Annotated in this window: 16 protein-coding genes; 12 read left to right on the forward strand and 4 right to left on the reverse strand. The window is 40.0% G+C overall.

Going from position 1 to position 21,793, the window contains the following annotated elements; all coding sequences use genetic code 11:
* Nucleotides 1-8 precede the first annotated feature (8 nt).
* Entirely contained in the window at nt 9-257 is a 249-nt protein-coding gene (locus ACZ9AO_RS01445) for a ferredoxin (RefSeq protein WP_048679242.1), read from the forward strand.
* A 222-nt stretch (nt 258-479) separates the two neighbouring features.
* Entirely contained in the window at nt 480-1,472 is a 993-nt protein-coding gene (locus tag ACZ9AO_RS01450; protein ID WP_476108277.1) for an NAD(P)/FAD-dependent oxidoreductase, read from the forward strand.
* 316 nt (nt 1,473-1,788) lie between these two features.
* Here ACZ9AO_RS01450 and iadA read toward each other — a convergent pair whose 3' ends face one another.
* Both iadA and ACZ9AO_RS01460 read right to left on the reverse strand, forming a co-directional pair.
* On the reverse strand, nt 1,789-2,961 hold the full coding sequence (iadA, locus tag ACZ9AO_RS01455; RefSeq protein WP_251539191.1) for a beta-aspartyl-peptidase: 1,173 nt from the start codon (nt 2,959-2,961) through the stop codon (nt 1,789-1,791).
* A 36-nt stretch (nt 2,962-2,997) separates the two neighbouring features.
* Nucleotides 2,998-4,419: a YfcC family protein gene (locus tag ACZ9AO_RS01460; RefSeq protein WP_476108278.1), complete on the reverse strand. Its 1,422-nt coding sequence runs from the start codon at nt 4,417-4,419 to the stop codon at nt 2,998-3,000.
* A 286-nt stretch (nt 4,420-4,705) separates the two neighbouring features.
* Here ACZ9AO_RS01460 and ACZ9AO_RS01465 point away from each other — a divergent pair, with 286 nt between their 5' ends.
* The gene (locus ACZ9AO_RS01465) at nt 4,706-6,757 is read left to right on the forward strand and encodes a sigma-54 interaction domain-containing protein (RefSeq protein ID WP_476108279.1); all 2,052 of its coding nucleotides are present in this window, start codon (nt 4,706-4,708) and stop codon (nt 6,755-6,757) included.
* Nucleotides 6,758-6,976: 219 nt separating this feature from the next.
* Here the strand turns inward: ACZ9AO_RS01465 and ACZ9AO_RS01470 are convergent, their stop codons facing one another.
* Nucleotides 6,977-7,888: a LysR family transcriptional regulator gene (locus ACZ9AO_RS01470; protein ID WP_476108280.1), complete on the reverse strand. Its 912-nt coding sequence runs from the start codon at nt 7,886-7,888 to the stop codon at nt 6,977-6,979.
* Nucleotides 7,889-8,315: 427 nt separating this feature from the next.
* Here ACZ9AO_RS01470 and ACZ9AO_RS01475 point away from each other — a divergent pair, with 427 nt between their 5' ends.
* The 4 genes from ACZ9AO_RS01475 to ggt all read left to right on the forward strand — a co-directional run bounded on the left by ACZ9AO_RS01475 (nt 8,316) and on the right by ggt (nt 14,163).
* Entirely contained in the window at nt 8,316-9,290 is a 975-nt protein-coding gene (locus tag ACZ9AO_RS01475) for a TAXI family TRAP transporter solute-binding subunit (RefSeq protein WP_476108281.1), read from the forward strand.
* An 84-nt stretch (nt 9,291-9,374) separates the two neighbouring features.
* Nucleotides 9,375-9,881, forward strand: a complete 507-nt coding sequence (locus tag ACZ9AO_RS01480) for a DUF1850 domain-containing protein (protein ID WP_476108282.1) — start codon at nt 9,375-9,377, stop codon at nt 9,879-9,881.
* Nucleotides 9,874-11,868 (forward strand): TRAP transporter permease, encoded by a 1,995-nt coding sequence (locus ACZ9AO_RS01485; protein WP_476108283.1) that lies wholly within the window; start codon nt 9,874-9,876, stop codon nt 11,866-11,868. Before ACZ9AO_RS01480 ends, ACZ9AO_RS01485 begins: the two co-directional genes overlap by 8 nt.
* Nucleotides 11,869-12,087: 219 nt before the next feature.
* Nucleotides 12,088-14,163, forward strand: a complete 2,076-nt coding sequence (gene ggt / locus ACZ9AO_RS01490) for a gamma-glutamyltransferase (RefSeq protein ID WP_476108285.1) — start codon at nt 12,088-12,090, stop codon at nt 14,161-14,163.
* A 126-nt stretch (nt 14,164-14,289) separates the two neighbouring features.
* Here the strand turns inward: ggt and ACZ9AO_RS01495 are convergent, their stop codons facing one another.
* Nucleotides 14,290-14,592 carry an SRPBCC domain-containing protein gene (locus ACZ9AO_RS01495; RefSeq protein ID WP_476108286.1) on the reverse strand — a complete coding sequence of 101 codons (303 nt, stop codon included), beginning with the start codon at nt 14,590-14,592 and terminating at the stop codon, nt 14,290-14,292.
* An 872-nt stretch (nt 14,593-15,464) separates the two neighbouring features.
* On the opposite strand from ACZ9AO_RS01495, the gene ACZ9AO_RS01500 reads away from it, so the two are divergent.
* From ACZ9AO_RS01500 to ACZ9AO_RS01520, 5 genes are all read left to right on the forward strand, one after another.
* Entirely contained in the window at nt 15,465-15,869 is a 405-nt protein-coding gene (locus ACZ9AO_RS01500; protein WP_289349791.1) for a VOC family protein, read from the forward strand.
* A 562-nt stretch (nt 15,870-16,431) separates the two neighbouring features.
* Nucleotides 16,432-19,047, forward strand: a complete 2,616-nt coding sequence (gene ppsA / locus ACZ9AO_RS01505) for a phosphoenolpyruvate synthase (RefSeq protein ID WP_476108287.1) — start codon at nt 16,432-16,434, stop codon at nt 19,045-19,047.
* Between the two features lie 479 nt (nt 19,048-19,526).
* Entirely contained in the window at nt 19,527-20,483 is a 957-nt protein-coding gene (gene hutG, locus ACZ9AO_RS01510) for a formimidoylglutamase (protein WP_476108288.1), read from the forward strand.
* 323 nt (nt 20,484-20,806) lie between these two features.
* A complete protein-coding gene (locus ACZ9AO_RS01515; RefSeq protein ID WP_153246094.1) occupies nt 20,807-20,962 on the forward strand; it encodes a hypothetical protein in 156 nt (51 codons plus the stop codon).
* A gap of 59 nt (nt 20,963-21,021) precedes the next feature.
* A complete protein-coding gene (locus ACZ9AO_RS01520) occupies nt 21,022-21,693 on the forward strand; it encodes an SOS response-associated peptidase (protein WP_476108290.1) in 672 nt (223 codons plus the stop codon).
* Nucleotides 21,694-21,793: the final 100 nt, after the last annotated feature.

Here is a 21,793-nt window from a genome sequence, read left to right on the forward strand (position 1 = left end):
TAGGAAAAATGGCTAATTATACAATCGTGGATAAAGAAACGTGTATTGCTTGCGGAGCTTGTGGTGCTTCAGCTCCGGATATTTATGATTACGATGAGGAAGGGATTGCGTTCGTTTTATTGGATAATAATGTTGGGGCAGCGATTATACCTGAAGAGCTCGAGGAAGATATGATAGATGCTTCAGAAGGATGTCCAACCGATTCTATAAAAGTGGCTCAAGCATCCTTTGATGGTAACCCTAATAAATTTGAATAATAATTTTAGGTGCGTTTGTGACTAGTAGCTTTATAGATTTTTAATGTGGTGACATATCCAGATTGTCTTTGAAAGGGTGGATATTCAATTGCTTTTATCCATCATTTCTGAAACAAAGGAAAAGGAAGAATTACTTGTGAAAACATTACATGTTGATCTCTTACAACCTGTAGATCATGTTCAGTATGAACAACCAACCTAGAAGAACAAGGAGTGATTGCATTGACAGAAGAAAAGAAGGTCTATGACATAACTATTATTGGCGGCGGCCCAGTTGGCTTGTTTACTGCGTTCTATGGCGGAATGAGGCAAGCGAAGGTGAAAATCCTCGAAAGTCTGCCTCAATTGGGTGGACAGCTTTCGGCTCTTTACCCCGAAAAATTCATTTATGATATAGCTGGTTTTCCAAAAGTAAGGGCGCAGGAATTGATAGAGAATTTAAAAGAACAAATGAAAGTATTCGATCCAACCATTTGTCTTGAAGAAGCAGTTGAACAAATGGAAAAGCAAGCAGACGGAACATTTAAGATCACCACAAACCTCGATACTCATTTCTCTAAATCAGTGATCATTACTGCTGGAAATGGAGCCTTTCAGCCTCGTAAACTAGAATTGGAAGATTCAACACAGTTCGAGGATAAGAATTTGCATTATTTCGTGAATGATATGAACCGATTTAAAGGAAGAAAAGTGGCGATTCTTGGCGGTGGGGATTCTGCTGTTGATTGGGCCCTTATGTTAGAGCCGATTGCTGAAAAGGTAACATTGATACACAGAAGAGATAAATTCCGTGCCCATGAGCATAGTGTAGAAAAATTAGTGAATTCCTCTGTTGAGGTCAAAACACCTTATATTCCCTCCGAATTGGTAGGGAAAGATCACATTACGCAAGTAGTTTTAGAACACACTAAGACTCAACAAAAAGAAGTGGTTGACGTAGATGATTTAATTATTAATTACGGCTTTGTATCTTCTCTTGGAGCGATTAAAGAATGGGGTCTAAACATCAATAAAAATGCAATTATCGTTAATTCCAAACAAGAAACAAATATTTCAGGCATTTACGCAGCCGGGGATATTTGTACGTATGATGGAAAGGTTAAATTAATTGCTTCCGGATTCGGTGAAGGTCCTACGGCAGTTAATAATGCCAAAGCCTATATTGATCCTTTGGCGAAAGTTCAGCCGCTGCATAGTACTTCATTATTTGGATGACCTCTTTCTAACAACAAGACTTTTCTGAAGACTAAAGTACATAGGCTGGGTCCCTGTGGTAAAAAGTGATGGATAGGGGGTCTCGGTTTTCCAGGTTTAAATCGAAAAAAAGTTAAGTTTGATATATTCGAGGCTTTACATGTTTTGTTACTTAACAAGGGAACAGGTTAATATGACTGTTATAATTAAAAGTCGAATTCCTCCACAGTTAGGAATTCGACTTTTTAGATTGGTTTAAGTATCGCCCCTATAGCGATTTTTCACAATATTAATGCGAGACGTGAAAATTTTTCGAAATCTGGTATCCTGTCTAAACTCATTCAAATGTCCCTTTTATCAACGGAATACCCTTGTCTACCATAACTTGTCCTTTTGCCATTACAGTGACAATTGTCATAGTTTCCTTTTGCAATAGCACAATATCTGCATCATTGCCGGTTTGGATCCTGCCCTTGGTTGATAGTTTCAGCACTTGTGCGGGATTCGTGGTGATGACCTTCAGTGCCGTTTCAAGTGGGATTCCTTCTTCTAAAACAGAATCACGCACTTCGTGATATAGCGAAGCTACTTTTCCTACTTGAAGGCCTGCATACTCCCCATGGTTGTTGAAAAACGGAAGACTTGCCTGACCGTCTGAAGAGAAGGTGATTTGTTCTACTGGAATCCCTTCTTCCAGCATTATGCGCAAGGCAATGCTGCACTTCACTTCGCCATCATCCAGAAACTGAGGAATGGTGCTTGTTGTAAAGTCTACGAACCCGCCCCGTTTTGCGTAATTGATTCCCGCCTTGAATAATTTTTCATTTCGGTTGATATGTGTCGGATGGAGCTGCCGAATCGGAATGTTGGTTTTATCAGCGATTGCATGTAACAACGAGAGCTCGCCATCACCGTCTCCTACATGAACTTCTAATATACCTGCTTTTCCTGACAGAATACCCCCGTTACGTGCGGCTGCGACGATTTTGGTCAATTCCTCAAAAGTGGGCTCTGATGATCTATGGTCGGAGATGGCAATTTCCCCGACACCGATGATTTTGTCAATGAAAATAAGGTCATCTTCAATTTTTCCTGTCAATGTTTTTACTGGCACTTGGTAGGAGCCTGTATGAATGAAACAGGAAATACCCTCTTCTTCAAGTGCCCGGGCCTTGGCAAGCAGGCTTTCCATTCTACGCGTAGTTCCGTCCGTACCAAGCAATCCGACAAGCGTTGTAATACCTGAAGTCGTAATGTCCGTAAGCATCAGCTCAGGGGTGCGGGTTTTAAATCCTCCCTCACCGCCTCCGCCAATAATATGAACATGTGAATCTATGAAACCTGGAACAACTAAAAGATTGGTCGCATCTATGATATGAATAGGAGCAAAGTTGTCAGGAATCTCGATTCTGTCATCTATGAATGCAATTTTTTCATCTGTAATCAAAATGTCTTTCCGTCCTAAGTAATTGGGTGAGTATATCTCGCCATTTTTAATTAAAGTAAGCAATGCGTTTTTCCTCCTGTAATGAATTCGTGATTTTTATCAAAATGGACCATATCCGATGAAGTGAGCCGTTATGACGGCTATTAATCCAATGAGATATTGAATAAGTACCAGCGGCAGAATCCACTTCGCCCATTTTGTCCAAGGTATGCCTGCAATTGCCAAGCCCGCCATTAAGGTGGTAGCGGTTGGGAAAATCATATTTCCGATTCCGTCCGCAAAAGAGAAAGTCAACACCGCAGTTTGGCGTGTAATATCCAATAAGTCTGCGAGCGGAATCATAATTGGCATGGTCAACATCGCATGACCGGTTCCGGATGCTAGAATAAAATGAATAAGAGTTTGGAAGCTGTACATGCCGGCAACACTTAAATAGGCCGGAATATGCTGGATAGCTTCAGATACTTGATGCAGCATAGGGTCGACGATATGCCCATCATTCAATACAACAAGAATGGCGCGTGATACGCCAATAATCAAAGCACCGCCTAGCAAGGCGGCAGATCCATTTGTAAAGGAGTTGACAATTTGATCCGCGGACAATTTACCGAATATTCCAATTACGATTGTCAAAACAATGAATAAGGCTGTAATTTCTGTAATGTACCATTGGAATTTGATGACACCAAATGCCAACACGATATAGTTAATTAAAAAAGAGATTAAGATGAATTTATGTCTTACAGTTAATTTCGCACTTGATTGGAGCAGTTTTTTTGCTTCTTCTTTTTTATATTTTCCGTAGATTCCTATAGAAGGATTTTTCTTGACCTTCATAGCGTAACGATAGATATAAAGAACGGAAACAAGGTAGACGATAATAAATAAAATAAGGCGCAACCCTATTCCTGAGAACATCGGCAATTCAGCAATTCCTTGTGCAAGTCCTACAGTGAAGGGATTCATGATGGCAGTCGTGAACCCTGACAATGCCCCTACAATGACGATGGCAGTACCTGTAATTGTATCGAATCCCAGGGCCAACGCCAGCGGAATGATAAGAGGAAGGTAAGCTAGTGTTTCTTCTGCCATTCCCATTAAGGAGCCGCCTATAGCAAAAAACAGCATCACGACAGGAATTAATAGCTTTTCACGTGTCGCCAACTTCCGAGCCATTGTGGCGATGAGCACATCAACCGTCCCTGTAGCTCTTAAAACACCGAAAAACCCTCCAATAATCAATAAGAAAAAGATAATATTGCCGGCTTCAACCATCCCTGTGTGAATAGCTTTTATCATATCGAACAATTCCACCGGTGCAGATTCTATCCATTTGAAAGAATTGGCGTCAACAGTTGTCCGTCCATCTGCTTCAATCCGTGTATATTCCCCGGCAGGCAAAATGTAAGTAAATAGAGTTGCTATTGCGAGAATGCAGAGCAGCAATACAAAAACATTGATTTTTCTCTCTTTTCCTCCCGCTGTTTCAAGCGAAACAGCCTTCTCTTCTACCTGGTTCATAAGTGTCTCTCCTTTGTATTTGAAATAAGTACATGGAACTAATACGCTAACAAAATTTTCCAGACTATCGACTATCATCTGTTTTTCTAGTATTCTGCTGTTTCCCTCCTTTTCAAATCCATGGGCACGTCAACTCAATCACGACAACTCAATATATAAGCAAATTCTGTGCCAATATGGGGTAATTGATTTTAATGAGAACTTATTGGGTGGATTGAAGTTAAAGGTCATTATTGGTTCTTTTTGGTGATATAATAAAACCAATTAAAGACAGGTAGGTGCTTTTATGTCAAAATCCTCACTTACACTTATAGCGGGAAGCTCAAAAACAAAGGAAGCCTTGCAGGAGCAACTGGAACAACTGCTTGGAGACTACGTTCATGTCAACAGCCATGCTACCGATGAGGGAATACCTCGTTCTTTGGGAGAGGGAATTATCTTGTATTCATCAGATGCAGCTTATGAAAAGAAAATGGGAATGGATGGCGTAAATGCCCAGAAAATAATTGTGGGAAAGAGAACTGTTAATCATGAATACATTGACAAACTATTAAGAATACCAGAGGGTTCGACAGTGCTTTTGGTGAATGATGATGACGATGCAACTATAAGCCTTATTGAATCCTTATATCAGCTTGGTGTCGATCATGTTCAATTTATCCCTTTCAGGAAGGGGATTTTATTTTATGATAATGTCCAAATAGCTGTATCGCCAGGAGAAACTCATCTGTGCCCCTCTTACATAAAAGAAGTAATCGATATAGGCGTGCGTCTTTTTGATATAACAACAATTCTGGAAGTTGTAGAATGCTGTGGTTTACATAAGGATATATCCTCTAAGATTTCTGAAAGGTATATTAGTAATATAATTGAATTACAACGTAAGCTGTTACATGCGGAGTGGGATGCCAAACAGATGAGTGATCATATCCAAAATGTGTTGTGTACTGTCGATGACGGAATATTGGTCGTTAACGAGGAAGGGCTGATAACGGTATTCAATGACCAGCTTGCGGCATTGTTCCAGGTTGATGCAAAAGATGTGGTTAATCAGTATCTAGAGCATGTAATGAATCGCCGTGATATTATCGATTTCATCATGGAAAGTAATGATGAAAGCAAGTTCTTCAACATATACGGTGTGGATGTCGTGATTTTCCGGTTGCAAATGATGAAAGAAAATACAATTGTCGCAACCTTCAAAAGTGTACATCAAGCCTTTGAAATAGAAAAGACTGCACAAAGAGAAATGCGCAATCAAGGATTTTATTCAAAATACTGCTTTGACGATATTATCGGCGAGAATGAAGTAATGAAAGAGCGTAAGCAGATTGCCAAGAAGCTTGCCTTGTCGGAGCATCCGATTTTGATTCAGGGAGAGACGGGTACAGGAAAAGAGCTGTTTGCTCATGCGATTCATGAGCATTCATTGCGAAAGAACGGGCCATTTCTAGCGGTTAACTGTAGTGCTTTAACAGAAACTTTACTTGAAAGTGAATTGTTCGGCTACGAAGAAGGGGCATTTACAGGAGCGCAAAGGGGAGGGAAGAAAGGACTGTTTGAAATGGCGGATAAAGGGACTATTTTTTTGGATGAAATTGGTGACATAAGTCTCACAGTTCAATCCCATCTGCTTCGAGTACTTCAGGAGGGGGAAATCCGCAGAATTGGCGGCAAGAGAATCATTCCCGTTAATGTCAGGGTGATTACCGCGACGAATAAAAATCTTTATGATAAAATGCGGGACGGTACATTCAGAACAGACTTGTTTTACCGGCTGAATGTGCTCAATCTTTACATACCGTCACTCAAAGAGAGAAGAGCGGATATTCCACTTTTGATAAAGCACCTCATCACAAAAAGCGGGAAGTGGGTAAAAGTAGAGGAAGACGTACTGGATTATTTCATGCAATATGAATGGCCCGGCAACATACGGGAACTTAAAAGTACAATCGATTACATGTTGACGGTTTGTGAGGGGAATGTCGTGACGAAAAGTGACCTTCCGTTCATGCACGGGAATAAGGAAGACAGTGTGAAGGCTGATTATCCCGTCTGTGAAAGTGTGTTGGAAAATCAGGAGCGCGCTTTCATCTTGGAAGTAATTAAGCAATACAACGATAAAGGAAAAGCGGCAAGCAGAGAACTGATTTCCAGTCAAAGTAAAGAATCGGACTTTGTCTTGTCCCCTCAGCAGATTCGTCGCCGTTTGGATATTTTAGAAATCGAAGGGTTTGTCGTCAAAGGCAGAGGAAGGGCCGGCACTAAGATTACCGCTGAAGGAATAGAGTATTTATATTTTCTTAGGTCAAAGCATGCTATGCATGGATATACTTAGTCACTACCAATAAGGGGAGTTTGCTAATTTAAGGTTTTCATAAGTTATATAAGGGGGAACGCCCCATCTCCAATAAGAAGTTTAAAAGGTGAAATGATCCTATATTAATAGCCCCGTTTCTCGGTGTCGTAAAAGAGAAATGGGGCTTTTTAACACCGATAATTATCATTCATTTTACTATAATTACCTCGCTTCACAGCAATTACCCAACCAAGAATCTTACATATTGTTAAAATCATCATCATTTTCTAACGTTTTCAAAATATGCTTAGTCAGAATGGAGGCATCCGTGTTTTTCCATACTGCCGATATCGAACTGGTTAATTTCGAGTTATCGATGTTCAAGGCTTTTACTTGGCTTTTTCCCAACAAACTCACCATATCTTCCGGCATGAGGGCTACGCCTAAGTTATTGGATATTAGATTGGCAATCGTCAGTAATTCAGAGCCTTTACATAATTCTTTAGGTGAAAATCCAGCAGTCAGACAAGCCTTTTCCAAAAGGAATTGAAGGGAGTGTGCTTGGACGGCATCATAATGGATAAAAGGTTCGTCTTTTGCTTCGTATAAATGAATAGTATCTTTTTGGGCTAGTGGATGATTAATGGAGACGACTAATTGTAAATGGAACCTCATGAATTCAATCATGCTTAATCCTTCATTGGCTATGATGTCACTGTGAATGGGCGTTCGGATGAAACCGATGTGATAATTTTGTTGGTTTAAGAGTTTTACCGCTCTTGAAGATGTTGTTTCATGCACGTAAAATTCTGTTTCCGGGTATTGCCCCACGATCTTTTTCAATAACTTCGGGATATATATACTAGCTGCAGAAGGGACGGTAGCAATCTTCAGTTTAGGCTTGGGGATGGCTTTATTTTCAACTATGTAATTCACTGTTTTCTCAATATCTTCGAAGGAAGGAGCTAGTTTTTTATAGATGTACTCACCTTCTTCCGTCAATGTAATTTTTCTTGTCGTTCGATTCAATAGTTTAAAGCCTAATTGTTTTTCGAGGGATAAAATCTGTTGGCTAAGTCCGGGCTGGGATATATGCAGGGTTTTGGAAGCCTCACTGAAACTAAGATGGTTAGAAACCTCTATGAAATAGCGGAGGGATAGGTAATTCAAACAATCACCTACTTCAATTGGATTTGAGTATACAAGGCTAAAGAAAGGGGGAAATTCCTAATATTCCCTCGCAAAAAAAGCTGGATATAAAATTAAAGGTTAGAAGATCATTTTATAATATAGACTTATAAGTTTATAACAATAATATATTTCTAAAATGGAAGAGTCAATATTATCCTTAAAGAAAGGAAGAATAGGTAATAAAAGGTAGAATATTACTATTGGATAGCGGATTTTCCTTGTTTTTAATAGGTGTTTATACATATTTGTGCTTGTTAATCTGATTTTTATAAAAAAATTCAAATCAATTACTAGTCCTTTTTGGTTATATGTCTGATTTTGTAAAAAAAGGGAAAGTGAGGCGGTCGGTAGAATAATAACACTATCATCTCTTGCGGATGAAGAAAACATATGAGGGGGGAATTTTATGAAAAGATTTCATAAGTGCTTTTTATTGGTTATGATTTTGACGGTCACCGGTATTATCACAGCTTGTAAAGACAGTAATGAAGGTGCTTCAGGCAGCGGTAACCAAAACTTGAGTCTGTTGACTGGTGGAACGGGTGGTACATACTATCCGCTTGGAGGACAAATTGGAAAAATCATTTCCGATAAAACAAAAGCGAACATAACACCTCAGACATCTGGCGCCTCCGCCGAAAATATGGAAACGTTAAGGGCTGGAGAGGCTGAAATCGCTTTTTCGCAAACGGATATCGCTGCATATGCACTTGAAGGAACAGAAATGTTCGACGGGAAACCCATTGACAATATTATGGCGATCAGCTCTTTATATCCTGAAACTGTTCAAATTGTAACGACTGCAAAAAGCGGAATCAAATCAATCGAGGATTTAAAAGGTAAAAAGGTATCAGTAGGCGCACCGGGTTCTGGTGCTTACATCAATGCCATGCAAATCCTGGAGATTCATGGGTTGTCTGAAAAGGATATAAAAGGGCAGAATCTATCTTTCGATGAGTCGGCGGAAGGAATCCAAGCAGGCAATATTGACGCTGCTTTCATCACGGCAGGCACGCCTACTGGTGCAGTTGAAGCGCTATCCGTCCAAAATGATATTTTGGTTCTGCCTATTGCAGATGACAAAATTCAAGCATTGGTTAAAAAGTACCCATACTATGCTGAAGATACAATTCCTAGTGGTACGTACAAAATCAAATCCGAGGTGAAAACAGTTGCTGTTAAAGCTATGTTAGTGGTCACTAAGGATCTTGATGAAGATTTAGTTTATGAAATGACTAAAGCTGTATATGAAAACACAGATCAAATCACACATGCAAAAGGCAAGTTCCTTACAGCAAAGACTGCACTTGAAGGATTAGGGGATATGGAAGTGCATCCTGGAGCAGCAAAATACTTTAAAGAAAAAGGTGTTTCCAAGTAATGCAATTGGGTCGGTAGCTCGCTTTATGTGGCCTATCGGCTTCATTTTTTTCTAAATGGGACACTGGTTGTGAAAGGGGTACCTATGATATTCAAGAAATTCATGGCTTTTGGTATACCTCTGCTCATCGCTTTTTTATTCTTCTTTCCTTATAAGCATGTAATAGCCTTTTCCTTCGAGGATCAAGGGGAATTAGTGGCATACTTTCCTTTGAAAAAAGAAAAAGAATTCAAGATTAAATATACACACTCCATCCACCTCACAGATGTTGTGGAATCATACCGGTTATCGGATAAGCAAATCGAACAAACCGAACTTGCCTATGATGATTTTGCGGTCGGTATGCCTTCCAATGCAGAGGGTAAGGAAGTGTTTGAAGTAAAAGACGATACCTACTTCATAAAAAATATGCAACGCACTTTCACCTATATAGATTTACGGGTAGGACAAGTTAAAGCCAATCATCGATTAATATATGATGAAAAAACATACACATTGGCAGACTTCATGAAACCAGGGACATGGGTCAGGATTTCATCGGAAAGGATTTCATTATGGGAACAGTTGAAGGGAGTGAAGATTAGTGGCTGATAATGAAAAAATCAAATATTTAACCGAAGCAGAGCAGCAGGAGTTATTGGAAAAATATGATCCAGAAGCCGGGACAAGGAAATTAACTGGTGTCTTGGGCCACATTGCGTTTTTTGGACTCCTGGCTTATTCGCTATTCCAATTATATACTGCCATATTTGGTGTTTTTACAGCACAAATCCAACGGACGATACATTTAGGGTTTGCACTCTCCTTAGTATTTTTACTATTTCCTGCAAACCGGAAGAAGGGTCAAAAAGGAAAGTTTCAAATTGCCTGGTACGATATCATATTAGCAATCCTTAGTATTGGGGTTGGTGCATATTGGCCCTTATTTTTCGAAGATATCGTCATGAATGTAGGGCGTTTAGGCGTATTGGATTTTGCTGTCGGTTTTATGGCCATTCTGCTGGTTTTGGAAGCAACCAGGCGTGCAGTTGGTCTTCCTATCATGGTCATTGCTATATTATTCATTTTCTATGGGATTTTTGGACAGTATATGCCAGGATTCCTTGCTCATCGCGGTTTGACTCTGGAGCGTCTGGTGCAAACGATGTTCTTCTCGACAGAGGGAATTTTAGGTACTCCGTTAGCGGTGTCATCGACATTCATCTTCCTATTTTTACTGTTTGGATCATTTCTGGTCCGAACAGGCGTCGGTCAATACTTTAATGATCTTTCTACCGCCATTGCCGGCAGAAGGATAGGGGGACCTGCAAAGGTTGCGATTTTTTCAAGTGCTCTTCAAGGAACGATTAGCGGGAGCTCTGTGGCTAATGTTGTCACATCAGGAGCATTTACGATACCGATGATGAAAAATCTTGGATATAAGAAGGAATTTGCTGGGGCAGTGGAGGCGGCTGCTTCAACAGGCGGGCAATTGATGCCTCCGGTAATGGGGGCAGCGGCATTCTTAATGGTTGAGTTCATTGGGAATGGAATTACGTATTGGGATATAGCAAAGGCGGCTGCGATTCCAGCTATCCTTTATTTTTCAGGAATTTGGATCATGACCCATTTTGAAGCGAAACGACTTGGGCTGCGAGGGTTAACTCAAGAAGAGATGCCAAGTAAAAAGGAAGTGTTCGGCAAGCTTTATTTACTAATACCGATTCTTGCCATTATCATTTTGCTCATGGCGAATATCACGGTTACACATGCAGCACTATATTCCATTGCCATCTCGGTTCTTGTAGGTTTCATTAACAAGGATGTCCGCATGAAATTCATCGATATCATTTATGCATTGGTGGATGGAGCCCGGACAGCACTTGCGGTTGCAGCGGCAACCGCAGCAGCGGGCATTATTGTCGGTATCGTCACGAAAACTGGTCTAGGACTTAAGCTGGCTAATGGCTTGATCGATTTATCTGGTGGATACTTGATCCCAACTCTGATGCTCACTATGGTAGCGGCACTTATATTAGGAATGGGTTCACCTACGACCGCCAATTATGTAATCACATCGACGATTGCAGCGCCTGCGATAATTTTGCTTGGTGTTCCCGATTTATCTGCACATTTATTCGTTTTCTATTTTGGCATTATAGCAGATATAACTCCTCCTGTTGCTTTAGCGGCATTTGCAGCGGCAGGGGTAGCGGGAGGCGAGCCGATAAAAACGGGGATTGAGTCATCGAAACTTGCCATCGCTGCATTCATCATTCCATATATTTTTGTTCTCTCCCCGCAAATGCTAATGATCGATACAACATGGATGGAGGTTGCGTGGGTCGTTCTAACAGCAATGTCCGGCATGATTGCAATTGGTGCGGGTGTCATAGGTTACTGGATGAGGGGGATGCGCTGGTTAGAAAGAGTCCTCGCCGTAATCGTAGGTTTACTATTAATCTATCCTGAAACGGTATCGGACATCATTGGGATATCCGCGTTTATCGTGTTACTGGCTTTACAATATATTTGGAAGAGTGACAATCACGATAGCTCCAAAATCATGGAAAATAACCAAAGCATTGAGAAAAATTGACCCTCCGAATATCGATCCGGAAGTAAAGGGTAGAGCTTAACCATTCGGGGGGGTGATTTTTTGAAGTGAAGCATCATTGAGAACGCAACGCCAAATGGGAATGTGCAGACTGCTTTTTATCGAGACAACCAGCATATTCCTACTAGAGAAATCTGCTCGTATATCCACTTGCCTTATGATAAAGCCCTAATTTGTTTTATTTTGAAAGGAGACTAATTCATGAAATTTTTAAAAAGTTTTATTTTAGTTACTTTCAGTTTCTTTTGTATGATCACACCAGCTTTTGCAAGTGTTCCTGGAGTGGATGGGTCAATGGGAAAGGGTTTTACAAATGGAATCGTATCAGTTTCTCATCCGTTAGCAGCTGAAGCGGGTATAGAGATACTAAAACAAGGCGGAAATGCAGTCGATGCAGCAGCTGCCATTCAATTATCATTAAATGTAGTTGAGCCAATGATGTCTGGAATCGGCGGCGGTGGTTTTATCATGATTTATAATAAAAATGAAAATAAAATAACGATGATCGAAAATCGCGAAATGGCACCTCAAAATGTTACGCCTGAACTTTTTTTAGATGAAAAGGGAAAACCTATTCCTTTTAGTAAGCGGCACACATCAGGGAAAGCGGTTGCAGTTCCTGGGACACTGATGGGGGTGGAGACTTCTCTTGAGAAATATGGAACATTGAAATTATCACAAGTCACTGGCCCGGCCATTAAACAGGCTGAAGAAGGGGTAAAAGTCAATTGGGCAACAGCACAGTATATCGATGAAAATGTAACAAAGCTTAAAAATAACCAAGCGGCTGCAAAAGTTTTTGTACCAGACGGAAAGCCGTTGGAAGAGGGAGACACCCTCGTTCAGCCAGATCTGGCAAAGACTCTTAAGTTAATAAAAAAACAAGGTTCTAACGTTTTTTATAAAGGTGAAATCGGGGAAGCACTTACCAAAGAAGTACAAAAGCGTGAAGGAACGATGACAACTGAGGATTTGGAAAACTATGAAGTGAAAGAGAGAGAGCCGATTAAATCAGAATATAGGGGATTTGAAGTGGTAGGGGCAGCTTCACCAAGCTCAGGCAGTTTGACTGTGCTACAAATCCTGGAGCTTATGGAAGGATACGATGTGCAAAAGATGGGGGCCAACTCACCTGAGTATCTTCATCATCTAACCGAAGCCATGCATCTTGCTTTTGCCGATCGCGCTGCCTATATGGCGGATGAAGATTTTTATGATGTACCAACAGAAGGACTATTAGATGAAGATTATATTAAAGAAAGAAGAAAACTCATCAATCCAAATAGATCAACAGCTGATGTCAAAGCAGGCGATCCATGGAAGTATGAGGGCAAAGAACCCACTGCAATGAAGATGGTAAAAGAAGAGAAAACCCCAATCGGACAAACGACTCACTTTTCTGTAATGGATAAGTGGGGAAATATGGTTGCTTATACGACTACAATCGAGCAAGTATTCGGATCTGGTATCATGGTACCAGATTATGGGTTCATGCTAAATAATGAAATGACGGATTTTGATGCCACACCGGGTGGAGTTAACCAGGTGGAACCAGGAAAAAGACCAAGAAGCAGTATGTCCCCGACCTTCGTATTAAAAGATGGAAATCCCTTCATGGCCATTGGTTCTCCAGGAGGAGCGACGATAATCGCATCGGTATCTGAAACGATCATGAACGTGCTTGATCATAAAATGCTCATTCAAGATGCCATATATGCGCCACGTATTTATTCTGCTGGATATCCGACAGTTAGGTGGGAACCGGGAATTGAACAAAATACAAGGCTGGAGTTAATGGCAAAAGGCCATGTTTATGAAGAAAAACCGCAACATATCGGAAATGTGCAAGCTGTTATTTATGATTATGAAAAGGGGAAAATGTATGGAGGAGCCGATAATACGAGAGAAGGAACTGTTCAAGGTGTGTATAATGTTTCCCATAAATCGAAAAAGCCAAAAGAAATAAAAGAAGAAAAAAAGGGACCGTTTACCTTAAAAGTGAATGGAGCCGTTTATCCTTATACAGCTGATCAAATGAAACTGATCGATGAGAAACCCTATATCCAATCAGATAAATTACTACTTGGTTTGGGTGTAATCCAAACAGGGGATTTAGAAACATTTAAACCAGATAAAAAATCGTATCTACCTGTGTTAGGAGTAGCGAAATCATTAGGGTATAAAACAAAATGGAACGAAAAAGACAAAGAGGCACTATTGGAAAATGATCCGGCGGATATAGAAGATCCGGACGAAGATGGCAGTGTCACGAATTGATTGCCTTTCTAAGTCTGCTCGGGAAATTGAATACTAAATGAACCTAAACTTGAAAACCCCAGATTTCTCTATGTAAAGAGAGGTCTGGGGTTGTTTTTTTAGTTATATGAAATAGTAGAGAGGTAGTCAGCCAGTTGAACGAAGGTTCCTGAAAAGCCTTCCTGAACCATTTCCTGCGACTCCTCTTAAGTTTTCATTTCCTCCTCGGTTGGTGATACAGGTGCCCCAATCATCGTAAGTGTTGTTTTGCTCGGTGAATGTAAAAGTGTTGAGAGTTTCCAATGGCCAGTTGTCGTTAAAAGGAGCACGTACGATGTTCCACATTTCATCAGAAAAGAAAGAGGTGTAAACGAGTTTATCTGGTGCATTTACTTCATGATAAACAAATTTGACCCACATTACATTACCATCAGGAGATGTCTGGCTCACCTTCCTGGCGAAGCTCAAACTTAGAAATATCAAAAGCCCATCCTTTTGGGCCCCACCAGTTCTGCAGATGTTCTAATTCGGTAAAAGCCTTAAATACAAGCCGCGAGGAGCATTGAAACTGCGGGTGATTTCGGTTTTTTGGAACATTTTATTCCTCCACTCCAATCATAATTTTTGTAGTTTCTTCAGATAAAGTTCCAAGCTGTCGAGTCTTTCTTCCCATATTTCACAATACTGTTCGAACCAAAACCAAATGTTTAATGCTAAAGGACTCTGGTTGGATGCCAATGGGTGCCGAATCTGAAGTCGTTCTGCATATTCTCCCGCGGTGAAAGGGCCGTTTCTAATGAGGTCATCACCCCCACTCGAAGAGTAATTAATAATGTAGTATTCATCTTTACCCCATGTTTTATTAGAATTATAGTCCTTTGGGTGAGATATAAACAAACAGGAATATTCCCGTCAAATAATATTGGAGAAAATATTTATCTCGGATTAACTTCATGTAGCAGGGGGAGGCAGTTTTCTTGTTTTGCTGTCCTACACGAGGCGGTACCAATAATATCCTTCCCCTAAAATGAAAAATGAGCGCTGATCCTTGTTCCGGATAGTGCCATATTGTGGAAATTATTATAAGTTTTGGTGATGAAATCACTTTCTATTTTTGGAAACCGTTTATCATGCTGTACGTCGAGAATATAACAATGCTATTTTTGTGCATAATGATACAGGTTTAAGTTTTTATTATAAAAAAGAATGATCAGAAGTTTTTATTTGAAAATAGAACTAATGTTCTTGTATGCTTGTAACGATGACAATCTTGGTACCGGTTATTATTAAGGAATCCAAACTTGATTCAAAGGAGAATGAAAATGATTAAACCATATTTAATGTTTAACAGAGAATGTGAAGAGGCTTTCAAACTGTATATTGAGGCATTTGGCGGGGAACTTATTGCTATGCAAAAATATAGTGAAATCCCATCAAGCCCAGACTTTCCTGTTGAAGAGAGTGATAAAGACCTTGTTCTTTACTCACAATTAAGATTAACAGAAGATGGAATTATAATGGGTTCTGATTCAAACCGTGAATTGAAGGATAGTGACAAAGTGGTTGTAAGTGTGGAGCTTAACTCGGAGGAACAAGCTAGAAAGGCATGGAACATATTAAAAGAAGAGGGTTCTATACATATGGATCTTCATGAAACATTCTTTGCGAAACTTCACGGTTCGTTGAAGGATAAATTTGGTGTTTCATGGATGTTTACTGTCAATTGAAACTATTCTTGAATCTAAATCCAGAAGACAGCCTTCTTTGTAAAGTCGTTTAAGTACAATTATTGGGAAGGTTAAAATTTTTAAAATCCTGATTAATACTCGGACGCTTTAATGGGGTAACCAAAAAAGCCCGATTTCTTATTAAGAAATCGGGCTTTTTACTATTGGGATTTCTGTAAGGTTGTAAATCCGTATTTCCCCGAACGCTGCAATAAATGATTGAATATCATTTATTGTGAGTGAGTTACCTTGTAAAATGGTGTTTTTCTGCCATTGCATTTACTTCAATTGTGGTCATGGAAATACATTGAAAACAATGAGAAACTGTGATAAATTTATATAGATACACTAATTTAATATTTTTTTATAGTTTATACCCTATTATAATTATACAACATAAATTCCTTCTCAGTCAATCCTTTTTTTTAAAAAGGATTGACTGAGAAGGAACATGGAACTTCAGTAGGAGCAAGAACGACTGGACAGCGTGAATGGTTGATCACATTAACAATTTTTGTCATATGATTGTCTTGGTACTGAGCGATAAATGGGAGGGAAAGAAATGAAACCATATGTACTGGAGTTTCGGGAGATCGATAAAACGAAACAAATGGTGGTCGGTGGCAAAGGGATGAATTTGGGCGAATGCTCGAGGATAGATGGAATTCTTGTACCAGAAGGATTTTGTGTTACCACTGAGGCATTTAAAAGAGTCATTGGGGAAAATGATGAGCTTCATCAATTACTCGATCAGCTTGCAGTACAAAAAGTGGACGAACGAAAAAGAATAAGTGAAATTAGCAGGAAGATTCGTGATCTGATTGAGGGAATCGAGATCGACAAGGGGATCGAAGAAGATATCGACCGATGTCTCTTAACTTTTGGCTTCGAGCATGCATATGCTGTTCGTTCTAGCGCTACAGCCGAAGATCTTCCATTTGCGTCCTTTGCAGGTCAACAGGATACCTATCTAAACATCAAAGGAAAAGATGCAATTTTACAACATATTAGTAAGTGCTGGGCTTCGCTATTTACTGATCGTGCTGTGATTTACCGAATGCAAAACGGATTTGACCATCGCAAGGTTTATCTGTCTGTTGTTATTCAAAGGATGATTTTTCCTCAAGCTTCCGGAATACTATTTACAGCTGATCCAGTTTCCTCAAACCGCAAGGTGCTTTCGATCGATGCTAGCTTTGGGCTGGGTGAGGCACTTGTCTCTGGCTTAGTGTCTGCGGACAATTATAAAGTGCAAGAAGGTAGGATTGTGGAGAAGAAGATTTCTGCCAAAAAGTTGGCTATATATGCACGAAAAGAAGGCGGAACGGTGGAAAAGGAAATTGAGCCGGGGCAGCAGGTTTTATCGACCCTGTCAGATGAGCAAGTGTTGGGGCTTGAAAGGATCGGCAGAAAGCTTGAAGCGCATTTTGGCTGTCCGCAAGATATCGAATGGTGTTTGGCTGATGATACATTTTATATTGTCCAGAGCCGTCCAATCACTACTTTATACCCCATCCCTGAAGCGAATGATCAAGAGAATCACGTTTATGTATCTGTCGGTCATCAGCAAATGATGACTGACGCCATGAAACCATTGGGATTATCTTTTTGGCTGTTAACGACTCCTGCACCCATGCGTATAGCTGGCGGAAGGTTGTTTGTTGATGTCACACATATGGTGGCTTCACCTGAAAGCAGAAAAATGTTAGTAGAGGCCATGGGACAACACGACCCGCTCATGAAAGACGCACTCATTAACATAATAGAGCGAGGGGATTTCATAAAATCTGTACCAAATGATAAGCAAGAACAGAGTTCCGGTAAAAGCAATAAAAGTGTGCCGTCTGCGGATTCTAGGGCACAAATTGAAAACGACCCGACAATCGTTTCTGATTTGATTAAACGTAGTCAAACATCGATAGAAGAATTAAAACAAAACATCCAAACGAAATCAGGTTCGGAGTTATTTGATTTCATTCTGGAAGATATCCAGATATTAAAGAAGATTTTATTTGACCCACAAAGTTCAGCTGTGTTTATGGCTGCTATAGATGCATCATCATGGATCAATGAAAAAATGAATAAGTGGTTAGGTGAAAAAAACGCAGCCGACACGCTTTCTCAATCTGTACCAAACAATATAACTTCAGAAATGGGTCTGGCCCTAATGGATGTCGCAGATGTGATACGTCCTTATCCAAAAGTAATTGATTATTTACAACAAGTAAAAGATGATAATTTTATGGATGAACTGGTTAAGTTTGATGGTGGTCAGGAAACTCAGGATGCTATCTATGATTATTTCGGCAAATACGGAATGCGATGTGCTGGAGAAATCGATATTACTAAAACCCGTTGGAGCGAAAAACCAACTACACTTGTCCCCGTGATTCTTAGTAATATCAAAAACTTTGAGCCTAATGCTAGCAATCTGAAATTTGAGCAAGGGCGACAGGAAGCTTTGAAAAAAGAACTAGAGATATTAGATCGATTGAAGCAATTACCGGATGGTGAACAAAAAGCCAAAGAAACAAAACGAATGATCAGTCTAATCCGGAATTTCATCGGTTATCGGGAATATCCAAAATACGGCATGGTTAACCGCTACTTCGTTTATAAGCAGGCTTTACTCAAGGAAGCCGAACAACTCGTACAAGCCAAAGTTATTCATGAAAAAGATGATATATATTATCTCACTTTTGAAGAACTTCATGAAGTCGTACGCACAAATAAACTAGATTACCAGATGATCAGCAAACGAAAAGACGAGTACAGATTATATGAAAAACTTACTCCACCACGTGTTATCACGTCTGATGGTGAAATCATTGTAGGGGAGTATAAACGAGACAATCTCATGGCCGAAGCTATTGTAGGTCTATCGGTTTCTTCCGGAATTATAGAGGGCAGAGCACGCGTTATCCTAAACATGGAAGATGCAGATCTAGAAGATGGAGATATACTGGTTACAACCTTTACCGATCCTAGCTGGACACCATTATTTGTATCCATAAAAGGACTCGTCACCGAAGTTGGCGGGCTGATGACCCATGGAGCAGTCATCGCACGTGAATATGGCTTACCTGCCGTTGTCGGTGTGGTAAATGCCACCAAGCTGATAAAAGATGGGCAACGTATTCGAGTAAATGGAACAGAAGGTTATATAGAAATACTATAATTCATTACATTTCTATCATAAAGAAGAACATTCGAATTAGGAGAATCATTGAAATCATGATGCTTTGCGGTTTTTGGCAAAGCCCCCTGTCACTAGGTCATATAAGGGGGCAGTAACTGAAAATTGATACTAAATTTTAGTAAGATCAACTTGAGGTCGGGCCTTCTGTTAAAGGTCGCTTTTATATGATGCCAAAGCCTAATTTCTCGCTTACAACATCAAGAAATTGGGCTTTTTGTGGATTTTATTTATAGGCAAAATCGATACTCCCTTGCTAAATCTACTGGCTTGAGCAGCAATGTCAAACGGATACGAGGAAGATATTCTCCAACAGATATATCTGTCAATATCATAAATGTACGCTGAAAGCGGCTATACCTTCTATAGAAATATTAAATTTTTGTATTGGTAATTATACATTATCTCCATTATAATTTTTAAGAAAGATATTTCAGAATTTTTAAAATAAAGGAGAAATTATGTATACTCACCCGACTTTAAAATATTGGAATGGAAGAATTGATTCCCAAACTGACCTAGACAGCTTCAGATACCACCAAAGAGTGCGCTTGGCACCAATTTCGGAATTAGCCACCTCTTCCAATGCATCACGAACTTTTGGACTCATTGGTTTTAAATGTGATGAAGGAGTCAAAAGGAATAAAGGCAGGGTTGGTGCTGCCGAGGGTCCTGATTATATTAGGCAGTCGTTGGCAAAATTACCCTGTCATTTACCTTCCCAAACCGAGCTGGTGGATGCTGGCGATGTAATATGTGAAAGTACAGATATGGAAGCCGCCCAATCTCAACTGGGATCAGCTGTTGCTCGGATTTTGGAGAGTAAAGCGATTCCTATCATACTTGGGGGAGGTCACGAAACCCTGTATGGCCATTATCTTGGGATTAGGAAATCCATTGGACCAAAAGCTAGACTAGGGATTATTAATATTGACGCTCACTTTGATATGAGACCTTATGAAAATGAAACTTCATCTGGCACGATGTTTAAGCAGATTTTGGACGAAGATCAAAGTTGTGGCTATTTATGTGTCGGAATTCAGAAGCAGGGGAATACGAAGGCACTATTTGAAACTGCAGAGAGGAGTAATGTCGACTACATATTGGAAGAAGATTTGTCATTATACGAAATGGATGAAACGAAGCGGAGGATAAATGAATTCGCTAAGGAAAATGACTATATCATGCTTACATTATGTACGGATGTTATTGATTCAGCCTACGCACCTGGGGTAAGTGCACCATCGCCGTTTGGACTGGATCCGAAATTGGTCCGAGCCATTATTAGGCATATCGTATCGAATGAAAAGATCCTCTCATTTGATATCTCTGAAGTGAACCCTTCATTGGACGAAAATAATAAGACCGTTACACTGGCAGGGCATTTAATAAATGAGGTTTTGCTGCATTTTAAATAATGGACATGGGATGGCGGCAACTCCAATTCGGTCTTACTAGAAAGAGCGTTTCTTTTCGTATCGACTGTTGGGGCTTTCCTTAATGTTATCTTCAGTATTGAAGCGAAAAACCTTTAAAGCGCCCAGACTGTCCATGAATCATTCATGGACAGTTTTTTGCGCCTCCTTCACAAGGATTCATGGTCCCAGGCATTGCTTCGTTCGACTAACCATTTAAAGTATAAAGGCATGTAGATTTTCCATGACTCTGCTAAGTTCAATACTGATACTTGTGGGTTTTTGGTTTATAATAACAACCATCTAGCCTTTTGAGGAGGGATTCCATGAATGAATATAAAGTAACGGTTAGGAATGGCAGTACCTTAATTTTGTCGGAAATCATTAAAGCTGAAGATGAAAGAGAAGTCCTTGGCACTCTTTTGATTTCCAGCGAATTATTTAATCAACCATTTACTGATATCAGGATTTTAGAACGCTGATTTGTGACTGCCCGTTCCATTTGATACACTGTAATAAATCTTAATACGGTGGCGATATTATGTGTGGACGTTTCACTCTTTTCACTGACATAGAAGAAATAAAAGAACGGTTTGATATTCAAGGGTCATTTGATGAGGAATACCAATTCAGCTACAATATTGCTCCCTCCCAATCCGTGCTCTCCGTCATTAATGACGGGGTAAGGAATCGGCTTGGATATCTTCGGTGGGGACTCATTCCTTTCTGGGCAAAAGACGAAAAAGCGGGCTACAAAATGATCAATGCCAGAGCGGAAACCATTGCTGAGAAAGCAAGCTTCAGGAATGCGTATAAGAAGAAGAGATGCTTGATAATCGCTGACTCTTTTTATGAATGGAAGAAGACACCAGAAAGAAAAATACCGATGCGAATAAAACTGAAGAATCATGCTCCATTTGGAATGGCCGGTCTCTGGGAATCCTGGAAATCTCCTGAAGGCATCAGCATCTATTCGTGCTCCGTTATAACAACTGTGCCAAATGAGCTAATGACCAGCATTCATGACCGCATGCCTGTCATCCTAAAACCAGAAGATGAAAAAGATTGGTTGAATCCTTCCATTAATGATCCTGCATATCTGCAACGGTATTTAAAGTCATTCGATTCGGAACAGATGGAAGCATTTGAAGTATCGACTGATGTAAACTCGACTAAAAATAATACACCTAACCTAATCCAACAAATTTGCTGAGAGTTCATTAGATTTCTCAGAATGTAGACAACTCGGTGGAAATCGAGTTTGTCTGCATTTTTTTATGGTTTATACAATTTGACGTTGCCTCCAGGACTCG

This window comes from Peribacillus sp. TE19612 (assembly GCF_056279465.1).